Raw genomic sequence first — 19,419 nt, 5'->3', positions numbered from 1 at the left:
TGATTATGCACTCCCATGCAAGTTCAATCAAACAAAGTCGTGTGGCTCACCCGATTCGGGACTCAGTGGTTGCCATCGGAAGTCCTCCGGGGGTATTCGGCGGATCCAGGTTTCCGCTGGGCGTGCGGCCGCGAGGTCCTCGTACCGGGTTGTACTCGGGCCTCGCGGCCGTGCGTCCAGCGGGAAGCTGGGCCGTCGAATACCCCCGGAGGACTTCCGATGGTGACCACTTAGTACGGGCATCCTTGACCGCATGACCGACACGCCCGCCCGGCTGCTGAGCCTGCTGTCACTCCTGCAAACCCCACGCGAGTGGCCTGGCAGCGAGCTCGCCGACCGGCTGGAGGTCAGTCCGCGGACCATCCGGCGCGACATCGACCGCTTGCGTGAGCTCGGTTACCCCGTCGAAGCGTCGCGAGGTTCCGAAGGCGGTTACCGGCTGGCCGCCGGTACGGCGATGCCGCCGCTGCTGCTCGACGACGAGGAGGCCGTCGCGATCGCGGTCGGTCTCCGGAGTGCCGCCGGGCAGGCGATCTCGGGAATCGAGGAGTCTTCGGTGCGGGCGCTGGCCAAACTCGAGCAGGTGCTGCCGTCGCGGCTGCGGTATCGGGTCGGCGCGCTGGGCGCCGCGACCGTGCCGATCCCCGGCGCCGGGTCCGCGGTGGACCCGGAACACCTCACGGTCTTCGCGGGCGCGATCGCCAACACCGAACGGACCCGGTTCACCTATCGCACCGGCGACGGAACCGAATCCCGGCGGCATGTGGAACCGCATCGGCTCGTCTCCGCCGGACGCCGGTGGTACCTGCTCGGCTACGACCTCGACCGGGACGACTGGCGGATCTTCCGCGCGGACCGGATCTCGGAACCGCGGGCGACCGGTGGCCGGGCGACGCCGAGACAGCCACCCGCGAAGGATGTGGCGGCCTATGTCACCGACAAGATGTACAGCCTCCTTCCCACCTACAGCGCACGCGTGACCCTGCACGCGCCGATCGGCCAGGTCTCCCCCGCGATCGGCGAGGGATCCGGCGAGCTGGAACCGATCGACGACGAGAGCTGCGTTTTCCACGCGGGCACGGACACCCTGGACTGGCTCGCGTTCCGCATCCTCGGGCTCGGCTGCGAATTCACCGTGCACGAACCGCCGGAACTGATCGATCATCTCAGGGAGATGGCGGCCAGGGCTCGGCGCGGAACGAAGTCCACAGTGGACTGACGGCGGTCGCGAGGACTTGCCCGCCCTCGCGACCGCACTGGTTCAGCCGGGTTCACCTCCCTCTCGCCTGCTCGGCGGGATCGGGAGATACGCGCCCCTGCGCTCCGGGTCGCAACCGACCCTGGGCAACCGGGCCCGGATCCCGCCCGGTGTCCGCTCGAACCGCCGTGCGATCTCCTCGACGCTTTCCCCGGCCAGCCAACGGCTTTCCAGTTCCGCGTCCAGCTCGTCGGACCACGGCGAGCCCTGCTGGGCGGGGCGGTCCGCCGATCTTCGGCGGCCGTTCCTGGCGTTGCCCCGCCCGGCGAACGCCAGGAGGGTGTCGGAAAGGACGGTCGCCAAGGCCGGTACGGCTTCGGCGTCCATATCGAGCCTGCCTTCGGCGACAGGCTCTTCTTGCGGTCCGGCTCCGCCGACCATGACGGTCACCCAGCGGTCTTCCCCGGCCGCGCCGCCACCCTCACGGGCGGCGACCTCGATGCGATAAACGGTGTCCTGCACGCGGATCTCGGTCCGGTGCTCTTCGACGATGGTCATGCCGGAGACGCTAACGGGCGGCGCCGACAGTTTTCCGGCGCGGTGAGGGGACTCGGTGCGTGACCGGAACTTTCATCGCTTTCCGGACCGCGAGGGTGCCGCTCACGCACTATCGGCCACCCCTGTTGCCGCACCTAAGTGATCCAGACCGCGCTCACCCGCGATTTAGCGTTGCTCACCGGTTCTTTCACGACGGATGACCGGCCGGCACGGATCGACGATTTTCGGGGAGGAAACATGAAAACCAAAGCACGCCGGATGGCGCTTTTCGTGACAATGCTCGTGTTCACGATCGGGGCCGTCTTCGTCACGCCCGCCTCGGCCGGGACGGCGGCGTCCGCCACCGCGCAGGCCACCTGCACCGGAGCGGATTCCTGCTGGTTCACCTGGGGTCGCATCCAGGCAGGCGACTGCACGATGGACAACGCGAAATGGACGCTCAGACGCAACGGCAGCGCTTCGTTCGAAGCGACGATCGTCAGCAGCGACAGCAACGACGCGTGGCTGATGTGGGTGAACACCCTGGACAGCAACGGCATCGTCCTCGGGCCCATCCATCACGGCGGTGACACCAAGTTCGTCAAGGGCACCGTCAAGAACGTGTGGCACTGGTGGTTCGCCGAGGGGTCGTTCGACGCCGCGTTCTTCGACCGCATCCACAGCATGCGGATGACGAGCCACTGCTAGCGGACACACGCCGGGGCCGCAGCTCAGTGTCCCCAATGTCGCATTGGGGACACTGAGCGCTTCCAATGCGGCATTGGAAACCTGACCGGCTCCCGATCCGCCACCCACACCCTGAAGCGACCAAACGCCCCAACCTCAACGGCCATGTCGCGAAAGCCACTTTCGAGACACCAGACGTCCCCAAAGTGGCTTTCGCGACACCGGCCCGCCCACGAACGCGACACGAAGCGTTCGACCTTCTCGTCACAGAAAACGCCCCGGTCCAGGAAATCCGGACCGGGGCGTTTCCAGCGAGAAACTCAGAAAGGCAGCGCCTGAGCCAGCGCCTCCTTCTTCACTTCGGTGACCGAGGACGGAAGGTCGGACTTGGCGGCCGCGGAAGCACCGGCGGGAACCGGCGCCGGGACCGGGGAGCACTGCACGTCCGAACCGTTGCCCGGCTTGCGCACCGGCAGCTTTCCGGTCAGCAGGTAGTCCGCGATCTTGTCGTCCACACAGGACACACCGGACAGTGAGCCCGAGTGCGTCGTGCCGCCCGGAGCGCTGATCAGGCTGGAGTTCGGGTAGCGCTTGCGGACCTCGAGGCTGCCGGGGTACGGCGTCGCGGCGTCGTTCTCCTCGTTGACCAGCAGGATGCCGGGGACCTTGCTCCCGTCGATCTCCACCGGCTTGCCCGGTTTGGCGGGCCAGTCGAGGCACGGCGCGTTGAACCAGGCGTTGCCCCAGGTTTCGAACGGCGCCCGGAAGTGCGTGACCCAGTTGTCGAACTTCCAGCGGGGCCAACTCTGCGGCCACGCCACGTCGGTGCACTGCACGGCCGCGTACACCGCGTAGCCGTTGTCCTGGCCCGGCGGGTTGGAGTCGTCGTACAGGCCCTTCAGGGTCTGCCAGTCACCCTTGTGCACCCAGCCGGCGAACGCGTTCGCGATGTCTTCCCAGCCGAACACGTAGTAGCCCGCCTGCAGGAAGATGTCCGTCCACTCGGACCCGCCGATGACGCCGCCCGCGGGCTTGTCGTACAGCTTCTTCTGCTCGGCGTACCACAGCTTCTCGACCGCGGCCGCGGTCTTGCCGAGGTGGTAGACGTCGTCGTACTTCGCGAGCCAGCCGAAGTAGATCTTGATGTTCTTGTCGAAGGCGATGTCCTGGTTCAGGTTCGCCTTGTACCAGACGTCGCGGGGGTCGACGGTGCCGTCGAACACCATCCGCCGCACGTTCTGCGGGAACAGTGTGCTGTAGACCTGCCCGAGGTAGGTGCCGTAGGAGAAGCCGTAGTAGTTGATCTGCTTCTCGCCCAGCGCCTTGCGCAGGCTGTCGACGTCCTTCGCCACATCGATGGTCTTGATGTGGTCGAGTATCGCGCCGTTCTTGGCGCACGCCTTCGCGTAGCCCTTCGCCTTCTCACGCCACGCGGTCTCGATGGCGCGCGTGGTCGGCACGTACTGCGGGCGGTTGTAGGAGGCGTAGTTCCCGTCGCAGGTCAGGGACGGCTTGCTCTCTCCCACGCCGCGCGGGTCGAAGCCGATCCAGTCGTACTCCTCACCGGCCTTCTTGGGGACGGCCCTGCCGAGGGTCGAGAGGCCGAGGCCGGAGCCGCCGGGTCCGCCCGGGTTGACCAGCATGACCCCCTGCGACTTGGCGGCCTTGTGCTTCACGCGCGAGACGGCGATCGAGATCTTCTCCCCGCCGGGCTTCGCGTAGTCCAACGGGACCTCGAGGAAACCGCATTCCGCGCCGGCCTTGACCAGGCTCGGGCGGGTACAGGCTCCCCAGGAGATGGGCTTCGGATCGAAGTCCGACGCCGAGGCGGCCGTGGCGGAGGGAGCGAGCGCCATGGTGCCGACGCCGATCCCCGCGACCGCCAGGGCGGCAACGAATTTCTTCACTGTGTTCCTTTTCGTCCGCGTTCGACCCGGTCGGGCCGAAGCTACCGAGAACCGGCTTCAATCTCGCTGACCGACACGTTGACCGCCATCCCTCTTTAGTCGGTATCCGGTCTGAGAACGGGGTCCGATCCGGGCATATCCGTCTTGTCGGTCCCCTGTCGTACGCTCGCGGCGCCCACTGGGGAAAGGAGAACGCGTGGACGAGGTGAAAAGCCTGGTTTCGGCGGTTCGCAACGGTTTGGCCGGACTGGCCGATCCGGAAAAGGCTCCGTCGATGCGGGCGTACATGAAGTCGGAGATGCCGTTCCTCGGGGTGGCGTCCCCGCCTCGGACGGCCTTGCTGAAGCGGGTTTACGCCGAACATCCGCTACCCGATCGAGTGAGTTTCTCGACGGCGGTTCTCACCTTGTGGCGTGAAGCGGAATTCCGTGAAGAGCGCTATGCGGCGATCGCCCTGTCCGGTCACCGTGCCTACGCCCGCTGGCAGGACGGCGATCTGCTCGGCCTGTACGAGGAGATGATCGTGACGGGCGCCTGGTGGGACTACGTGGACGAAGTCGCGATCCGCCGGGTCGGGCCGATCCTGCGGGCGGAGCCGGATACGGTGACCACGCTGATGCTGACCTGGGCCTACGACGAGGACAGGTGGCGTCGCCGCACGTCGGTCATCTGCCAGATCGGCGCCAAGGGCGGAACGGACACCGACCTGCTCACCCGCTCGGTCGAAGCCAACATCGACGACAAGGACTTCTTCCTGCGCAAAGGGATCGGCTGGGCCCTGCGCGAGTACGCGAAGACCGAGCCGGACTGGGTGCGCGCCTTCGTCACCGCGCATCCGGCGCTGTCCACGCTGTCCAGGAAGGAGGCGCTCAAGCACCTGGGCGAGTGAGCACCGGCCGGGGAACGAGGGCGATGAGTTCCTCGATCTCTCCGCCGAGTTCGGGCATCAGCTCTCGAAGGTCTTTCAGGTCGCGGAGCAGGATGAGTCGCGTCTCGCGGGGCGGTTCCTTCTCCAGCAATGCCCTGAGTTCACGTGTCGCGTCGGCGTGACGTCCGAGGGCGAGGAGATAGAAGAGCGGCTGAACCCGGTCCTCCCAGCCGAGGTCTTCTGCCGCGTTCCGCTTGACTGCTTCGTCGAGGCCGGCGGCGAAGGACTGGTGAGCTTCCTCAGTTCTTCCAGCCTTCAGCCAGGCGATCGCGAGGAGATTGCGAGCCCACACGGACTCCGGCGCTAGCGGACGCAGGATCTCCATCGCCTCGTCCGTCTCCCCCGCGAACAGCAAAGCCTCCCCGAGGTTCTCGCGGTGATCGGCGTCATCGGGATCCGAGACGACCAGTTCGCGCAGCTCCCGGATGGCTTCGCCGTACTCACCCGCCTGACGGTGGATGTCCGCGCGCAGGGCGCCGGTCTCGTCGTCACCGGCGGCCAGCGCGCTGTCCACATCGGACAAAGCGCCCTCGAACTCGCCGAAGAGGAGGCGGTGGTGGGCACGCCGATAGAAGGCGTATCCCTCGTCCTGTCCCAGCCGGACCCCCTCGTCCAACGCGGCGCGGGCTTCCTCGTGCCGGTCGAGACCTCTGAGGATGTCCCCCCGGGTGGTGTGGAAGAAGGCCATCTCCGGGCTCGCCGCGACCGCGACGTCGATGTCGGCGAGAGCGGCCGGATGATCGCCGGACCTCCGGTGCGTCATCGCGCGCCGAGCGTACGCCGGCACGTTACCGGGTTCGAGTTCGATCGCGCGGCTCAAAGCCTCCAGCGCTTCGCCATTCCTTCCCAGGCGGCTGAGCACTATTCCTCGCTGGAGGTGATTCTCGGCGTCTTCGGGGGCCAGTTCGATGGCGCGCTCGTAGTCGGCGAGCGCTGCCACGCGGTCCTCCAGGCCGTCGTGCGCCTGGCCCCGCATGTAGTACGCCCACTCGTAGTCCGGGTCGATCCGGAGCGCGGTGGTGAAGCCGTCGATGGCGAGCCGGTGCCGCTTGCCACGGTGGTGGAACGCCGCCCGGATCGCATGGGCACTGGCACTGTCCGGGTCCGCCGCGACGATCGCGTCGAAAGTCGCCGACGCGGCGTCGACGTCTCCGGTCTGATCGAGGAACGACGCGAGCTCGGTCAGGTAGAACACGTCCTTCGGGCGGAGGGCGACGGCCGCGCGGTGGCCGGCGAGCGCCTCTTCCTTGTCGCCGAGCTCCGCGAACAGCGTGGCCCGGTAGTGGACGGCCCAGGCGTAGTCGGGATCGAGCCAGATCGCGATGTCGATCTCGTCGATCGCCTTCCGGACGTCGCCGCGCTTGAAGTGCACCTCGCTCCGGATGGTGTAGGCCCACCGGTGATCGGGCTGGAGACGGACGGCCTCGTCGAGGTCGGCCATCGCACCCTCGAGGTCGCCGAGCTCTGCCCTGGCCGAACCGCGACCACGCCACGAGTAGGCGTAGGTGGGATCGAGCTCGATCGCCCTGTCCAGATCCGACTGCGCCCGTTCCCAGTCGCCCTCGTTGCGGAACAGGTTGCCCCGATCGCTCCACGCATAGGGATCGGCGGGGTTCAGATCGACAGCCCGGTCGAAGTCCCGCTTCGCCGCGGCGACGTCGTCTTGCCCTTCGTAGGCCCACGCGCGGCGCCGGAGCACGGTGGAAAGCCGGGCCGCGTCGAGTTCGCCCGCACCGGCGAGCAGGTCGAGCACCGGGATCTCACCGTCGCCGACCGCGGCGGCCAGGCGCTGCCCCCAGCCCAGGACCGCTGGCGCGTCCGCGTCGGCACCCGCCTGCTCCATCATGCGCGCCCAAACGCGGGCGGAAGCGGTGCCGGTGGTGATCATCTCGGCGGCGCCGAGCAGCGCGTCCGGCAGCGCCTCGGCCGGGTCGCCGCAGAGCCGGTGGTAGGTCTGTTCGAGCTTTCGCTTCTGCCAGCGCTCGTCGTTCCACGCATCGCGGTGGCGGCTGAAGCCGAGTTCGGCGCACCGGCCTTCGTAGTACTCGCTGAGCCTGCGGTGACGTTCGGCGAACTCGCCGGGTGAACGGCCGCGTTCCATGCGCACCATCGGGCCGCGGACCACCGGGTGATAGCGCACCGGGAGCTCACGGCGCCCGACGAACGGCAGTTCCCGCAGCCAGCGGAAGATCTCCCCCGCGCTTTCCTTCCCGGTCAGCACGCCGATGACGTCCTCGTCCAGGAAGCGGGGCAACGACGCCGTGGCGGCGATGTCCTTTCTGGCCTTTTCGGGAACCCAGTGCAGGAACCGCTTGACCGCGTCGTCGCTGGGATCGCCGACCGCGTCCGCTTCGGCGGGGTTCCCGCGAGCCAGCATGGCGACGAGAACGGGCAGGCCGTCGGTCAGCCGCAGCACGATCTCGACGACCTTTTCGTCGGTGATCCCGTGCTCGGCGAGCAGGCGGCGCGCCTCCGGCTCGGTGAACGGCCGGAGTTCGATCTCGCGCACCAGCGGCGCGTGCCGGTTCCATTTCGCCTCGTCCAGCGGGAACTGGCCCGCGACCGTGAACACCAGGTTCTGCGGGAGATCGCCGTACAGTCCTCCGAACAGGTCGAGCAGCCAGGTCTCCAGTACCGGCGCCGTCCGTTCGAAGGTGTCGAAGAACAGCGCGATCTGCCGGGTCTCCGGAATACGCCAGAGATCTTCGACGAACGGTTTGGTCAGCTCTTCCGCCGGTTCCAGGAGCAGCTGGACATCGGCCTTCCGCTTGAACTTCGCCGCGAGGTAGACCTGCAACTGCTCCAGCTGTTTCGCCGTCGCGTCCGCGTCGATCGCGTCGGCGGCGATGCTTCCGCCGGGCAGGGTCTTCGCCACGCCGAGGCCGGCCTTGACCACGGTCTTCGTCACGAGCTCGCGGCCTGCCGCCGGAGCCTGCGGATCGTTGTGGAGCCGTTCCCTGGCCTTGAGGTAGGACTCGTGGCGTTTCTCGAACCGGCGCATCTCGTGCCCGGCGCGAGCGAGGTCCTTCGCCAGTTTGACCAGTGTCGCGGGCAGATCCTGTTGCCGGTCGTCCGCGAAGCCGACGGCGGCGCGGGTTTCCTCGGCGATACCGCGAAGCTGGTCGAGCAGGAAGGACTTGCCGACCCCGGCGAGACCGTGCACCGAGTACAGATACCGGCGGCGCCGGTCGCTTCCGGGCAGCCCCAGATTGCTCCGGAAGTCCTCACGTTCCCCGACCCTGCCGACGAAACCGTCGCTCAGCCGGGCGCGGGCGATGTCTTGGATACTGGACCGACCGTCTGGACGTGACACAAGTCCTCACTTTGCCACACCTGAAGCGCGTGAAGGCCCCCTTCCCTCGGCTGAGCCGAGGGAAGGGGGCCTTCACGGGACTTTCGGGTCAGGCCCGCAGGCTCGCGCCGAAGCGTTCACCCGCGACCGCGACAGCGGCGTCGCGGGCCTTGGTGGCCTCGTCGACGGTCAGCGTGCGGTCCGCGGCACGGAACCGCAGCTTGTACGCCACCGAACGCTTGCCCTCGCCCAGCTGCTCACCCTGGTACGAGTCGAACAGCGTGATGTCCTCGAGCAGTTCGCCCGCGCCTTCACGCAGCGCCTCGGCCAGGTCGGCCGACGGGACGCTGGTCTCGGCGACGAGGGCGACGTCGAGCAGCACCGGCGGGTACGCCGAGATCCGCGGCGCCGGACGGCCGTCCGGGATCGGGATCGCGTCCAGGTCGAGTTCCATCGCGACGGTGCGCGGCGGCAGCCCGAGCGCCTCGACGACCTTCGGGTGCAGCTCGCCGGCGTAGCCGACGGGCCACTGCCCCACCCGCAGCTGCGCGCAGCGGCCGGGGTGCCACGGCGGCTGGTCCGCCGCGGCCGTGGTCAGCTCGACACCGGCGGCCTGCGCCACCAGCCGGGCGGCCTGCACCGCGTCGGCCCAGTTCGCCTGCTCGCCCGCACCCCACCAGCCGGCACGGGCACGCTGGCCCGCGAGCACGACGGCGACGTGCAGCGGCTGCGGCGGGACCGCCGCCTCCAGCACCGCGAGCTCCTCGTCGGTCGGGCGCCGGTCCACCCCGAGCGAAGGCATCGGGATCGGGTTCGGCCCGGGCAGCACGACCTGTCCGATGTGGAACAGCGAGACATCCTTGAAACCACGGGAGATGTTGCGCTGCAAGGTATCCAGCAGCCCAGGCAGCAAGGTGCTCGCCATCCGGTCCTTGTCCGCCTCCAGCGGGTTGCGGACCTTCACGGTGCTGCGGCGGACGTCGTCCTCGGGCAGCCCGAACGCGTCCCAGACCGAGTCCGAGATGAACGGGAAGGGCAGCACCTCGACGTAGCCGTTCTCCGCAAGCGCACGCGCGACCGAGCGACGGCGGCGCTGCGTGTCGGTGAGGCCACGGCCCGCCGGGGCGTCGGGAAGCACCGACGGGATGCTGTCGTAGCCCTCCAGCCGGAGCACCTCCTCGACGAGGTCGGCGGGCTGCACCAGGTCACCGCGCCAGCTCGGCGGGACGGCGGTCACCAGCGCGGTGCCGTCCTCGGCCGTGCCCACGTTGACCTTGCAGCCGATCTGCGAGAGCCGTTTGACCGTGACGCCGCGCTCGTAACGCACGCCGGCCACCTGGTCGGGCAGGCTGATCGGCATGGTCACCGGCGGGTTCGGCTCGACGCCGCCCTCGTCGGTGCGGCCGGGCAGGATCGAGCCTTCGCCGTACTGACGCAGCAGGCGTGCGGCGAGCTCGACGGCCACCGCGCACAGCTGCGGGTCGGTGTAGCGCTCGAACCGCTTGGCCGCCTCGGAGAACAGCTTGTGACGGCGGGCCGTCCGGCTGATCGACGACGGATCCCAGTGCGCCGCCTCGAGCAGCACGTCGGTGCTCTCCGGCGTGATCTCGGTCGACGCGCCGCCCATCGTGCCGGCGAGCCCGATGATCCCTGTGTCGTCCGCGATCACCACGTCGTCAGTGTCGATCGCACGCTCGACATCGTCCAAAGTGGTCAGCTTCTCGCCCGGCTTGCCCTTTCGCACCACCAGGTCGCCCTTGACCGACCCGGTGTCGTACGCGTGCAGCGGGTGCCCGAGTTCGAGCATGACGTAGTTGGTCACGTCGACCGCGAGCGAGATCGAGCGGATACCCGACAGCATCAGGCGGCGGCGCATCCACCACGGCGTCGGCGCGGTCGCGTCGAGGTTCTTGACCCGGCGCAGCACGAACCGCTTGCAGCCCTCGGTGTCTTCGAGGTGCACCGGCCAGACATCGCTCTCGGCCTCGGGGACCTCGATGGACGCCGGGTCGCCGAAGGGGACGTCGAGCGCGTTCGACAGCTCGCGAGCCAGGCCGCGGACCGACAGGGTGTACCCGCGGTCCGGGGTCGGCGTCACCTCGAGGACGGTGTCTTCGAGGCCGAGCAGCTTGTTCGCGTCCTCGCCGGGGCTGGCCGTGCTCGGCGGCAGCACCAGGATGCCGGAGTGGTCGTCACCGATGCCGAGTTCGCTCGCGGAGCAAATCATGCCGTCGCTGAGGCGGCCGTAGGTCTTGCGCGCGCCGATCTCGAAACCACCGGGCAGCACGGTGCCGGGCAGCGCGACGACGACCAGGTCGCCCTCGGCGAAGTTCGAGGCGCCACAGATGATCCCGCGGGTCTTGATCCCCGTGGGGCCGTCGTCCTCGAAAGGACCTTCGTCGTCGTCCTCGTCATCGTCGAGGTTCTCGACAGGCTTGTCGGTGTCGTCACCCGATTCGCCGACATCGACCCGGCAGAAGCGGACCGGCTTCTTGAACTCGGTGAGTTCCTCGATCTCGGCGACGCGGCCGACCACGAGCGGGCCGGTGACCGGTTCGAGTTTCCGGACGTCGTCGACCTCGATGCCGATGCGCACGAAGGCGTCGGCCAGATCCTGGGCCGTGACCTCCTCGTCGACGTCGAGGTGTTCGGTCAGCCAGCTGGCTGGGACCTTCACTCAGGCCTCCGTTCCGAAGGGCAGGGTGAACCTGATGTCGCCCTCCACCATGTCGCGCATGTCCGGGATTCCGTTGCGGAACTGCAGGGTGCGCTCGATACCCATGCCGAAGGCGAAGCCCGAGTAGACCTCGGGATCGACGCCGCAGGCACGCAGGACGTTGGGGTTGACCATGCCGCAGCCACCCCACTCGACCCAGCCGGGTCCGCCCTTCTTCTCCTCGAACCAGACGTCGACCTCGGCCGACGGCTCGGTGAACGGGAAGAAGTGCGGGCGCAGGCGGGTCTTCGAGGTACCGCCGAACATCGCGCGGGCGAAGGCGTCGAGGGTGCCCTTGAGGTGCGCCATCGTCAGGCCCTTGTCCACCGCGAGCCCTTCGACCTGCGAGAACACCGGGGTGTGCGTGGCGTCGAGCTCGTCGGTCCGGTAGGTGCGGCCGGGGCAGACGACGTACACGGGCAGGTCACGGTGCAGCAGCGTGCGGGCCTGCACCGGCGAGGTGTGCGTCCGCAGCACCAGGCCGGAGTCCTCCTCGCCGAGGTAGAACGTGTCCTGCAGCTGGCGCGCGGGGTGGTCCTTGCCGAAGTTCAGCGCGTCGAAGTTGAACCACTCGGCTTCGAGTTCCGGGCCTTCGGCGATCTCGTAGCCCATCGCGATGAACGCGTCGGCGATCCGATCCGACAGGGTCGCGATCGGGTGCCGGGCGCCCCGGGGCACGCGGTCCCACGGGAGCGTGACGTCGACGGCCTCCTCACGGAGCACCTTTTCGTCACGTTCTGCTTGGAGCACGGCTCGGCGCGCGTCGAACGCGGCCTGGATGCCCTGGCGCGCTTCGTTGACCCGCTTGCCGGCCTCGGCCTTCTCCTGCTTCGGCAGGGCGCCGATCTCGCGGCGGGCGAGCAGCAGCGGAGACTGGTCCCCGAGGTGGGCGGGTTTGACCGCGGCCAGCGCGTCGAGATCCGCCGCGGCCGCGAAATCGGTCTCGGCCTGTTTGACGGCGGCCGTCAACGTTTCCGGCGCGAGCGTTCCCGCCTGGGGGTCCTGCTTGTCGTTGGCTTCGGACATAACTCCTCGGCGTCCGCTGGGACTGGTCCGGTGCACGCGAGCGCACACATGGGTTTAGCAGCTGCTGAATTCTATGGGACAGCGAACGTCGGCCCCCGATCACCCTCGGGCTGGGCACACCGTCACTCGGACGTGCGAGATCCGCGCCCTACGCCGTAAACAAGGTGCTGGAACGAACACTGCGTTCCATGAGAGCTCCCTTGGTGTCGTGATGCGACGGCGTGACGCCCGCGACTCTACGTGGTGGCGGCCCGCGAAGCCATCGCATTCGTGTACACGCAGATCGCGGCGGCCGTCGCGAGGTTGAGGCTCTCCGCCCGGCCGTACATCGGGATCTTCACCGCGAGATCGACCGTCTTCAGGACCGCCCGTGGCAGTCCGTGCGCCTCGTTACCGAAGACCCACGCGGTGGGCTCGTCGAAGGTCACCTGGTCGAGCTCGGTGTCGGCGTAGCCGTGCGCGCCGACGGTGCGGAGTCCGGCGACGGAGCAGGCCTTCAAGGCCGCGTCGACGTCCCGGATCCGCGTGATGGCGGGGTGGAACAGGCTGCCGGCGGCCGCGCGGACGCATTTGCCGTTGTGCGGGTCGACGCTGTCCCCGGCGAGGACGACCGCGTCGGCGCCGGCGGCGTCCGCGACCCGGATCACGGTGCCCGCGTTGCCGGGGTCCGCGACATCGACGAGAACGACGACGAGGTTCGCGCCCGGCTTCAGGACGGTCTCTTGTGGACGGTCGACGAGCGCGCAGACCGCGACGATGCCTTGCGGTGTCACGGTCTCGGACAACCCGTCTGCCGCGCGATCGGTGATCGGCGAGACGGGGACACCCGCCTCACGCGCGGCGATGAGCAGGCGCTCGTGCTGCGCGGCGGCGCGTTCGGTCACGAACAGCTCGTACACCGTGCCGCCGTGTTCGAGCGCGGCTTCGACCGCGTTCGCGCCTTCGGCCAGGAACCGGCCGGTCTTCTCGCGCTCGGCCCGGCGGGTGAGCTTGCGCGCAGCAACGACCCGGGGCGTCCGTTCGGTGAACGGGGCAGCCCCGGGTCGGTGAAGAGCGCTGTCGCCGGTCAGGCCGACTTCTTCTCTTCGGTGTTCACGTTCGCCTTGGCCAGCTCGGCCAGCGCGGTGAACGCGGCGGCGTCGTTGACCGCGAGGTCCGCGAGGATCTTGCGGTCGACCTCGACACCAGCGGCCTTGAGGCCCTGGATGAACCGGTTGTAGGTCACGCCGTTGGCGCGGGCCGCCGCGTTGATCCGGGTGATCCACAGCTGGCGGAAGTCACCCTTGCGGGCACGACGGTCCCGGTAGGCGTAGTTCAGCGAGTGAAGCGTCTGCTCCTTCGCCTTGCGGTACAGCCGCGAACGCTGGCCGCGGTAGCCGCTGGCGAGCTCGAGAGTCGCGCGACGCTTCTTCTGGGCGTTGACAGCCCTCTTGACGCGTGCCACTGGGTCCATCCTGTCGATCTGGGGGCGCGCTGGCGCGCCCGGCGTTTACAAAAGTGCGGGGTGTCAGCGGCCGAGAAGGCGCTTGACGCGGCCGACGTCGTTCTTGGCGATCTCGGTCGTGCCTTCGAGGCGACGGGTGAGCCTGTTGGACTTCTTCTCCATCAGGTGGCGGCGGCCGGCCTTCTGGCGGCGCAGCTTGCCCGAACCCGTGACGCGGACACGCTTGGACGTCCCGCTGTGCGTCTTCATCTTCGGCATTACGTTGTCCTCTTCCGTGCGGCGGCACACCGGTGTTGCCCGGTGTGCCGCTGACATGTGCTGGTCGGCGCTACGCGTCGGCGGGCGGCTCGGACGACTCGTCCTTGGCTGCCTTCGCGGCCTTCTGCGGCTTCACGTTCTTGTGCGGGGCCAACACCATGATCATGTTGCGACCGTCCTGCTTCGGCGACGACTCGACGAAGCCGAGCTCGGTCACCTCGTCGGCGAGCTTCTGCAGCAGGCGGAACCCGAGTTCCGGCCGGGACTGCTCGCGACCGCGGAACATGATCGTGACCTTGACCTTGTTGCCTGCCGCAAGGAAGCGCGACACGTGACCCTTCTTGGTCTCGTAGTCGTGCTGGTCGATCTTCGGCCGCAGCTTCTGCTCTTTGATGACGGTGAGCTGCTGGTTGCGGCGGGACTCGCGGGCCTTCTGCGCGCTCTCGTACTTGAACTTGCCGAAGTCCATGAGCTTGCATACGGGCGGGCGTGCCTGCGGGGCGACCTCGACGAGATCGAGATCGTTCTCCTGTGCCAGCCGCAGCGCATCTTCGATCCGGACGATGCCGACCTGTTCACCGGCCGGCCCGACGAGGCGGACCTCCGGTACCCGGATTCGGTCGTTGATGCGTGTCTCGGCGCTGATGGGGCCTCCCTGGTTCGAGGTAAATTCTTCTACCGTTTCGACCTGGTGCCCACATACCTAAGGCCCCGGTACCGTGCGGTACGCGGGGCCCACTCTTTCCGATCGTGTTCGATCTCCAGAACCGAACACACCGCCTCGACGCCCGAAATCGTCTTGGCGAGACCGGACCCGGACACCTGGTGTTGCGGCGGTGACACGGGTGGGAGCGGGGCTCCACTTGCCACCCCCGATCGCTCGAGGGCTGGTCGCTCGTGGAAGGGTACCAGACGTGTCAGATGAACCCGTTCAGCAGCCCCCGTATTCCCCGGACGTCCGCGACCTGGAGGACATCCCGAGCGTCGAGGTGATCAGCAGGGCGGCCGTCATGCTGCTCTCCGCCGGCGCCGAACGCCTCGGCCTCGCGGACGAGGACCCGGCCAGCTCACCGCACCGCGACCTCGACGAGGCCCGCCGCCTGATCACCGCCCTCGCCGGGCTGGTCACCGCTTCGGCAGAGTACCTCGGCCTGCACGCGGGCCCGTTGCGCGACGGCCTGCAGTCGCTGCAGAAGGCGTTCCGCGAAGCTTCGGCCGTGCCCGACGCTCCCGGTCAGGGACCCGGTGAGAAGTACACGGGGCCGGTCTACTAGGTCTTCCCGCCCCCTCTGGCGTGCCATGAAAGGTCCTTTCCTTGCGAAATTCGCAAGGAAAGGACCTTTCATGGCATCGGCCCCCTTTCCGAACCGGCCGATGCCAACTAACATTTCAGATGTGAGTGGGTTGGCGAAAGTACCGAGGTCCCTCCTCCGGGACGAGGCCTACGAGAGCATCCGGCGGGCGATCATCGACGGGACGCTGCCGCCGGGGACGAACCTGCGCGACGGCGACCTCGCCGATCAGCTGGGGCTTTCCCGGGCCCCGGTGCGCCAAGCGCTGCTGCGGCTCGTCGAGGACGGTCTCGTCGAGTCGAAGCCACAGAGCTACACGCGCGTCGCGGGGTTCGTTCCCGACGACGTCCGTGACGCACTGGAGCTCGTCCGGGCGCTGCACGAGTTCGCCGTCCGGGCGGGTGCACCCCGGATGGGACCGGTGGAGGTCGCGGCGATGCGCGTGGCCAACGCCCGGTTCGCCGACGCGATCGCCGCCGGGGACATCGCGGCCGCGATCGCCGCCGACGACGAACTCCACGACGTCCCGGTGGCCGCCGCGCGCAACCGGGCGATCGCCGCGACGCTGGCTCGCTACACACCCCTGCTGCGACGTCTCGAGTACGCCCGCTTCGGTTCCCTGCCCGCCCACCGGTCGGTCCAGCGCCACGCGGAACTGGCCGACGCCATCGAAGCGGGCGACGTCGACGCGGCCTGCGCGATCACCGCCACCATCTGGACCGAACTCGAAGACCTTCTGGAGACGCCATGACCCTCGCCGATTTCCCGCGCTACCCACTGCTGTTCGGCCCCTCCCCCGTCCATCCGCTGGAGCGGCTCACCGCTCATCTCGGCGGGGCGAAGGTCTGGGCGAAACGCGAGGACGTCAACTCCGGGATCGCGTTCGGCGGCAACAAGACCCGGAAGCTCGAATACCTGGTCGCCGACGCGCTGGCCTCGGGCGCGGACACGCTGATCTCGATCGGCGGCGTGCAGTCGAACCACACCCGCCAGGTCGCCGCGGCCGCCGCGCGGGCCGGGCTCAAGGCCGTGCTGGTGCAGGAGAGCTGGGTCGACTGGAACGACCCGATGTACGACAAAGTCGGCAACATCCAGCTCTCGCGCATCCTCGGCGCGGACATCCGGATGGTCGAGGCAGGGTTCGGCGTCGGCTTCAAAGAGAGCTGGGAGAACGCGGTCAAGGAAATCGAAGCCGGCGGCGGGAAGCCGTACGCGATCCCGGCCGGCGGCTCGGACCACCGTCTCGGCGGGCTCGGTTTCGCGAAGTGGATCGTCGAACTCGAAGCGCAGGAGGCGGAACTCGGCGTCTTCTTCGACACGGTGATCGTCTGCTCGGTGACCGGCAGCACGCAGGCCGGGATGGTCGCCGGGGCCGCGCTTTCCGGTAAGCCGCGCCGGATCCTCGGCATCGACGGGTCGGCGAAACCGGCCGAGACACGCGATCAGATCACTCGCATCGCCAGGGCGACCGCGGAACTGATCGGTGCCGGCGAGATCGAGGAGGTCGAGCTGGACGAGCGCTACCACGCCGGGATCTACGGCCTCCCGGACGAGTCCACACTGGACGCGATCCGGACGCTGGCCCGGTTGGAGGGAGTGCTCACGGATCCGGTGTACGAGGGCAAGTCCATGGCGGGGCTGATCGATCTCGTCTCGCGCGGGGAGATCGCGCGGGAGTCGAATGTGCTCTTCGCGCATCTGGGCGGGCAGCCCGCGCTGAACGGCTACACGAGCGTCCTGTGACCTCGTGAGTGGTAAGGACGGTTAGAACCAACGATGTCTTGCGTACCTACCGGAGGTGACTGCCGGTCGATCGCGGGTCCGTGAAGGCCTCCTTCCCTACGCTCAAGGTAGGGAAGGAGGCCTTCACGGACACCAGAACGCCGGCAACGGCACGTTCAGGCTGGCCCAGGTCCCCTCGTGAGTGGTAACGACGGTTAGAACCGTCCTTACCACTCACGAGGCGCGGGGTCAGTCCGTCACGGCCAGGACGTCGATCTCCACCAGCAGCCCGGCGGGCAGGCCGACGTACACGGTGGTGCGGGCCGGGTGCGGCGCTTCGCCGATCAGCTTGTTGTAGACCTCGTTGAACGCGCCGAAGTGGTCGACGTCGGTCAGGTACACGCGCACCATCATCGCGTCGGCCAGGCTCGAACCGGCGGCCTCGAGCACCGCCTCGATGTTCTTGAAGGTCTGCTCGGTCTGCTCACCGACGGTCTCGCCGACGATGGCGCCGGTGGCCGGGTCGAAGGCGACCTGGCCGGCCACCTGCAGGATGTTGCCCTTGCGGACCGCCTGCGAGAACGCGGCCACCGGCTTCGGCGCGTTCTCCGTGCTGATCGCGGTCTTGCTCATTCCAACTTCCCCTTTCGGTTCCCCGTCCATCCACTGTGGACGGAAGCTTCTTCGGCGGCGGCGATCAGCTCGGGCACGAGCCCCATCAGGCCGTCGTAGTCCAGCAGTACCTTCGGCACCGACACGGACGCGGCGGCGAGCACCACGCCGCCCGGACCGCGGACCGGCGCGGCGACGCAGTGGATGAAGTCCTCGTGCTCGGCGTTGTCCACCGCGTAGCCGCGGTCGGCGACGAGCGCGAGTTCCTTCATGTAGGCCTCGGGGGTGGTGATCGTGTTCGGCGTCCGGACGAAGAAGTCGATCCTCGACACCACGTCCGCCTGCTTCTCCGGCGTCATCGCCGCGACGAGCACCTTGCCGACGGCGGTGCAGTGCAGGGGCGCGCGTTTCCCGATGCGGGAGTACATCCGCACCGAATGCCTGCCCTCGAACTTGTCGATGTAGACGACCTCTCCGTCCTCATAGGACGCGAGGTGCACGGTGTGCCCGGTGCGCGCGTTGAGCCCGGCGAGCGCGGATTGCGCGGTGCGGCGGACGTCGCGATCCTCCAGCGCCTGTTGTGCGAGGTCGAAGAGCGCACTGCCCAGCCGGTAGTACCGCTGTCCCTCCCGGCGTACGAAGTGGTGCGCCTCCAGGGTGCGCAGCAGGCGCAGCACGGTCGACTTGTGCACGCCGATCTCCTCGGCGAGCTGGTCCAGTGTCTTCGGCTCACGGGCGAGCCCGCTCAGCAGCGTGAGCGCCCTGTCCAGGCTCTGGCTCATCCGCCCACCACTCCCTTGTCCGTCAGCTTGGCCGCCGCCCATGCTGCCTCATCCGCCCCGAGGAGCGTTTCGACGACGGACGCGGGCAGCGGCCGGCCCACGTCGTCGTGGGTCAGCAGGGTGGCAGCGGCCTGCAGATGACCGCGCCGCAGCCGGGTCGCGGGGTCGTCGCCGCGCAGGGTCGCGGCGAGGAATCCGGCCGCGAAGGCATCACCGGCGCCGACCGGTTCCACGACGTCGACCTGGAGCGCGGGCGAGAACAGCGGTGCTTCGTCGCCGTCGATCAAGGTCACGCCGCGTGCCCCATGCTTGACGACCAGCGTCTTCGGCCCCGGCACCGCGGCGCGCAGCCGTTCCGGGTCACCGGTCCCCCACACTCGCTCGGCCTCGTCCTCGCCGGCCAGCACGATGTCGGCGCAAGCGGCCAGCCCGGCCAGCACCGACGGGTCGCGCCCGGTCCACAGCGCGGGCCGGAAGTTCACGTCGAACGACACCAGCGTGTCGCCACGCGGTCGTTCCATCAGCGCCCGCACCAGGTCGAGGCAGCCGTCCGACAGGGCGGGCGTGATCCCGGACAGGTGGATCACGCGCACCCGGTCGAGATCGAGTTTCCCCAGCAATCCGGCGTCCATTCCGGACGCGGCCGAGCCCTTGCGGTAATAGCGCACGGGGCTGCCGTCAGCACCGCTTTCCTTGATGTAGAGCCCGGTCGGGCGTGTCCGGTCGACCACGACCCCGCTGACGTCCACCCCCGCTTCGCCGATCTCACGCACCAGCGCGCGGCCGAACGGATCGTCGCCGACGGCACTCACCCACGCGCTGGTGAAACCCAGCGCCGGGAGGTGGCAGGCGACGTTCGATTCGGCGCCTCCGATGCTTCGCACCCACTTACGTACCTCGTCGGGCGGCCCGGGTTCGGCCGGCACGAACAAGGCCATCGACTCCCCGATGCACAACACGTCAGTGCTCTTCATCGCGCCGACCGCCATCCCGCTGCCAGGGCGCACGTCACGGAATC

General features: G+C 68.6%; 18 protein-coding genes. 6 read left to right on the top strand and 12 right to left on the bottom strand.

Going from position 1 to position 19,419, the window contains the following annotated elements; genetic code table 11:
- Positions 1-253: 253 nt before the first annotated feature.
- Positions 254-1,219: a helix-turn-helix transcriptional regulator gene (locus tag AC069H_RS39850; protein WP_478235764.1), complete on the top strand. Its 966-nt coding sequence runs from the start codon at positions 254-256 to the stop codon at positions 1,217-1,219.
- A 42-nt stretch (positions 1,220-1,261) separates the two neighbouring features.
- Here AC069H_RS39850 and AC069H_RS39845 read toward each other — a convergent pair whose 3' ends face one another.
- On the bottom strand, positions 1,262-1,756 hold the full coding sequence (locus tag AC069H_RS39845; protein ID WP_478229387.1) for a helix-turn-helix domain containing protein: 495 nt from the start codon (positions 1,754-1,756) through the stop codon (positions 1,262-1,264).
- 138 nt (positions 1,757-1,894) lie between these two features.
- Between AC069H_RS39845 and AC069H_RS39840 the strand changes: the two genes are divergently transcribed.
- On the top strand, positions 1,895-2,443 hold the full coding sequence (locus tag AC069H_RS39840; protein WP_478235763.1) for a DUF6294 family protein: 549 nt from the start codon (positions 1,895-1,897) through the stop codon (positions 2,441-2,443).
- Positions 2,444-2,742: 299 nt separating this feature from the next.
- On the opposite strand, the gene AC069H_RS39835 is transcribed toward AC069H_RS39840, so the two are convergent.
- A complete protein-coding gene (locus tag AC069H_RS39835; protein WP_478235762.1) occupies positions 2,743-4,329 on the bottom strand; it encodes an alpha/beta hydrolase in 1,587 nt (528 codons plus the stop codon).
- Between the two features lie 196 nt (positions 4,330-4,525).
- Here AC069H_RS39835 and AC069H_RS39830 point away from each other — a divergent pair, with 196 nt between their 5' ends.
- Complete coding sequence (locus AC069H_RS39830; RefSeq protein ID WP_340688364.1) at positions 4,526-5,218, top strand: DNA alkylation repair protein; 693 nt, start codon at positions 4,526-4,528, stop codon at positions 5,216-5,218.
- On the opposite strand, the gene AC069H_RS39825 is transcribed toward AC069H_RS39830, so the two are convergent.
- From AC069H_RS39825 to infC, 7 genes are all read right to left on the bottom strand, one after another.
- Positions 5,199-8,570, bottom strand: a complete 3,372-nt coding sequence (locus AC069H_RS39825; protein WP_478235761.1) for a tetratricopeptide repeat protein — start codon at positions 8,568-8,570, stop codon at positions 5,199-5,201. The two genes, AC069H_RS39830 and AC069H_RS39825, sit on opposite strands and share 20 nt — an antisense overlap.
- An 88-nt stretch (positions 8,571-8,658) precedes the next feature.
- Positions 8,659-11,226, bottom strand: coding sequence for a phenylalanine--tRNA ligase subunit beta (pheT, locus tag AC069H_RS39820; RefSeq protein ID WP_478235760.1), 2,568 nt, complete (start codon positions 11,224-11,226; stop codon positions 8,659-8,661).
- Positions 11,227-12,291, bottom strand: a complete 1,065-nt coding sequence (pheS, locus tag AC069H_RS39815; RefSeq protein WP_034321604.1) for a phenylalanine--tRNA ligase subunit alpha — start codon at positions 12,289-12,291, stop codon at positions 11,227-11,229.
- 236 nt (positions 12,292-12,527) lie between these two features.
- Complete coding sequence (locus AC069H_RS39810) at positions 12,528-13,361, bottom strand: TrmH family RNA methyltransferase (RefSeq protein ID WP_478235773.1); 834 nt, start codon at positions 13,359-13,361, stop codon at positions 12,528-12,530.
- A complete protein-coding gene (gene rplT / locus AC069H_RS39805) occupies positions 13,358-13,735 on the bottom strand; it encodes a 50S ribosomal protein L20 (protein WP_005163284.1) in 378 nt (125 codons plus the stop codon). Before rplT ends, AC069H_RS39810 begins: the two co-directional genes overlap by 4 nt.
- Positions 13,736-13,798: 63 nt before the next feature.
- Entirely contained in the window at positions 13,799-13,993 is a 195-nt protein-coding gene (rpmI, locus tag AC069H_RS39800) for a 50S ribosomal protein L35 (RefSeq protein ID WP_007028043.1), read from the bottom strand.
- Between the two features lie 70 nt (positions 13,994-14,063).
- Positions 14,064-14,639 (bottom strand): translation initiation factor IF-3, encoded by a 576-nt coding sequence (infC, locus tag AC069H_RS39795; protein WP_125789870.1) that lies wholly within the window; start codon positions 14,637-14,639, stop codon positions 14,064-14,066.
- Between the two features lie 268 nt (positions 14,640-14,907).
- On the opposite strand from infC, the gene AC069H_RS39790 reads away from it, so the two are divergent.
- From AC069H_RS39790 to AC069H_RS39780, 3 genes are all read left to right on the top strand, one after another.
- Entirely contained in the window at positions 14,908-15,267 is a 360-nt protein-coding gene (locus tag AC069H_RS39790; RefSeq protein WP_005163289.1) for a DUF1844 domain-containing protein, read from the top strand.
- A gap of 130 nt (positions 15,268-15,397) precedes the next feature.
- Positions 15,398-16,036 (top strand): GntR family transcriptional regulator, encoded by a 639-nt coding sequence (locus AC069H_RS39785; RefSeq protein ID WP_425342058.1) that lies wholly within the window; start codon positions 15,398-15,400, stop codon positions 16,034-16,036.
- A complete protein-coding gene (locus AC069H_RS39780) occupies positions 16,033-17,028 on the top strand; it encodes a 1-aminocyclopropane-1-carboxylate deaminase (protein WP_478229382.1) in 996 nt (331 codons plus the stop codon). The genes AC069H_RS39785 and AC069H_RS39780 overlap by 4 nt, the downstream gene beginning before the upstream one ends.
- A gap of 228 nt (positions 17,029-17,256) precedes the next feature.
- Here the strand turns inward: AC069H_RS39780 and AC069H_RS39775 are convergent, their stop codons facing one another.
- Genes AC069H_RS39775 through AC069H_RS39765 form a run of 3 tightly spaced genes read right to left on the bottom strand, consistent with a single transcriptional unit; the run spans position 17,257 to position 19,375 of the window.
- Complete coding sequence (locus AC069H_RS39775; RefSeq protein ID WP_034321592.1) at positions 17,257-17,640, bottom strand: RidA family protein; 384 nt, start codon at positions 17,638-17,640, stop codon at positions 17,257-17,259.
- A complete protein-coding gene (locus tag AC069H_RS39770; protein WP_340688357.1) occupies positions 17,637-18,401 on the bottom strand; it encodes an IclR family transcriptional regulator in 765 nt (254 codons plus the stop codon). Before AC069H_RS39770 ends, AC069H_RS39775 begins: the two co-directional genes overlap by 4 nt.
- Positions 18,398-19,375, bottom strand: a complete 978-nt coding sequence (locus tag AC069H_RS39765) for a sugar kinase (RefSeq protein ID WP_478235772.1) — start codon at positions 19,373-19,375, stop codon at positions 18,398-18,400. The genes AC069H_RS39770 and AC069H_RS39765 overlap by 4 nt, the downstream gene beginning before the upstream one ends.
- Positions 19,376-19,419 lie beyond the last annotated feature (44 nt).

It is taken from the genome of Amycolatopsis sp. NPDC043887 (assembly GCF_056435665.1).
The sequence above is the reverse complement of the archived record's forward strand: the minus strand, read 5'-3'. Positions and strand labels throughout refer to the sequence as shown.

Coding starts and splice junctions, on each gene's coding strand:
- AC069H_RS39775 (WP_034321592.1), bottom strand. CDS start 17,640: ATGAGCAAGACCGCGATCAGCACGGAGAACGCGCCGAAGCCGGTGGCC.
- AC069H_RS39765 (WP_478235772.1), bottom strand. CDS start 19,375: ATGAAGAGCACTGACGTGTTGTGCATCGGGGAGTCGATGGCCTTGTTC.
- AC069H_RS39850 (WP_478235764.1), top strand. CDS start 254: ATGACCGACACGCCCGCCCGGCTGCTGAGCCTGCTGTCACTCCTGCAA.
- AC069H_RS39780 (WP_478229382.1), top strand. CDS start 16,033: ATGACCCTCGCCGATTTCCCGCGCTACCCACTGCTGTTCGGCCCCTCC.
- AC069H_RS39770 (WP_340688357.1), bottom strand. CDS start 18,401: ATGAGCCAGAGCCTGGACAGGGCGCTCACGCTGCTGAGCGGGCTCGCC.
- AC069H_RS39845 (WP_478229387.1), bottom strand. CDS start 1,756: ATGACCATCGTCGAAGAGCACCGGACCGAGATCCGCGTGCAGGACACC.
- rpmI (WP_007028043.1), bottom strand. CDS start 13,993: ATGCCGAAGATGAAGACGCACAGCGGGACGTCCAAGCGTGTCCGCGTC.
- pheS (WP_034321604.1), bottom strand. CDS start 12,291: ATGTCCGAAGCCAACGACAAGCAGGACCCCCAGGCGGGAACGCTCGCG.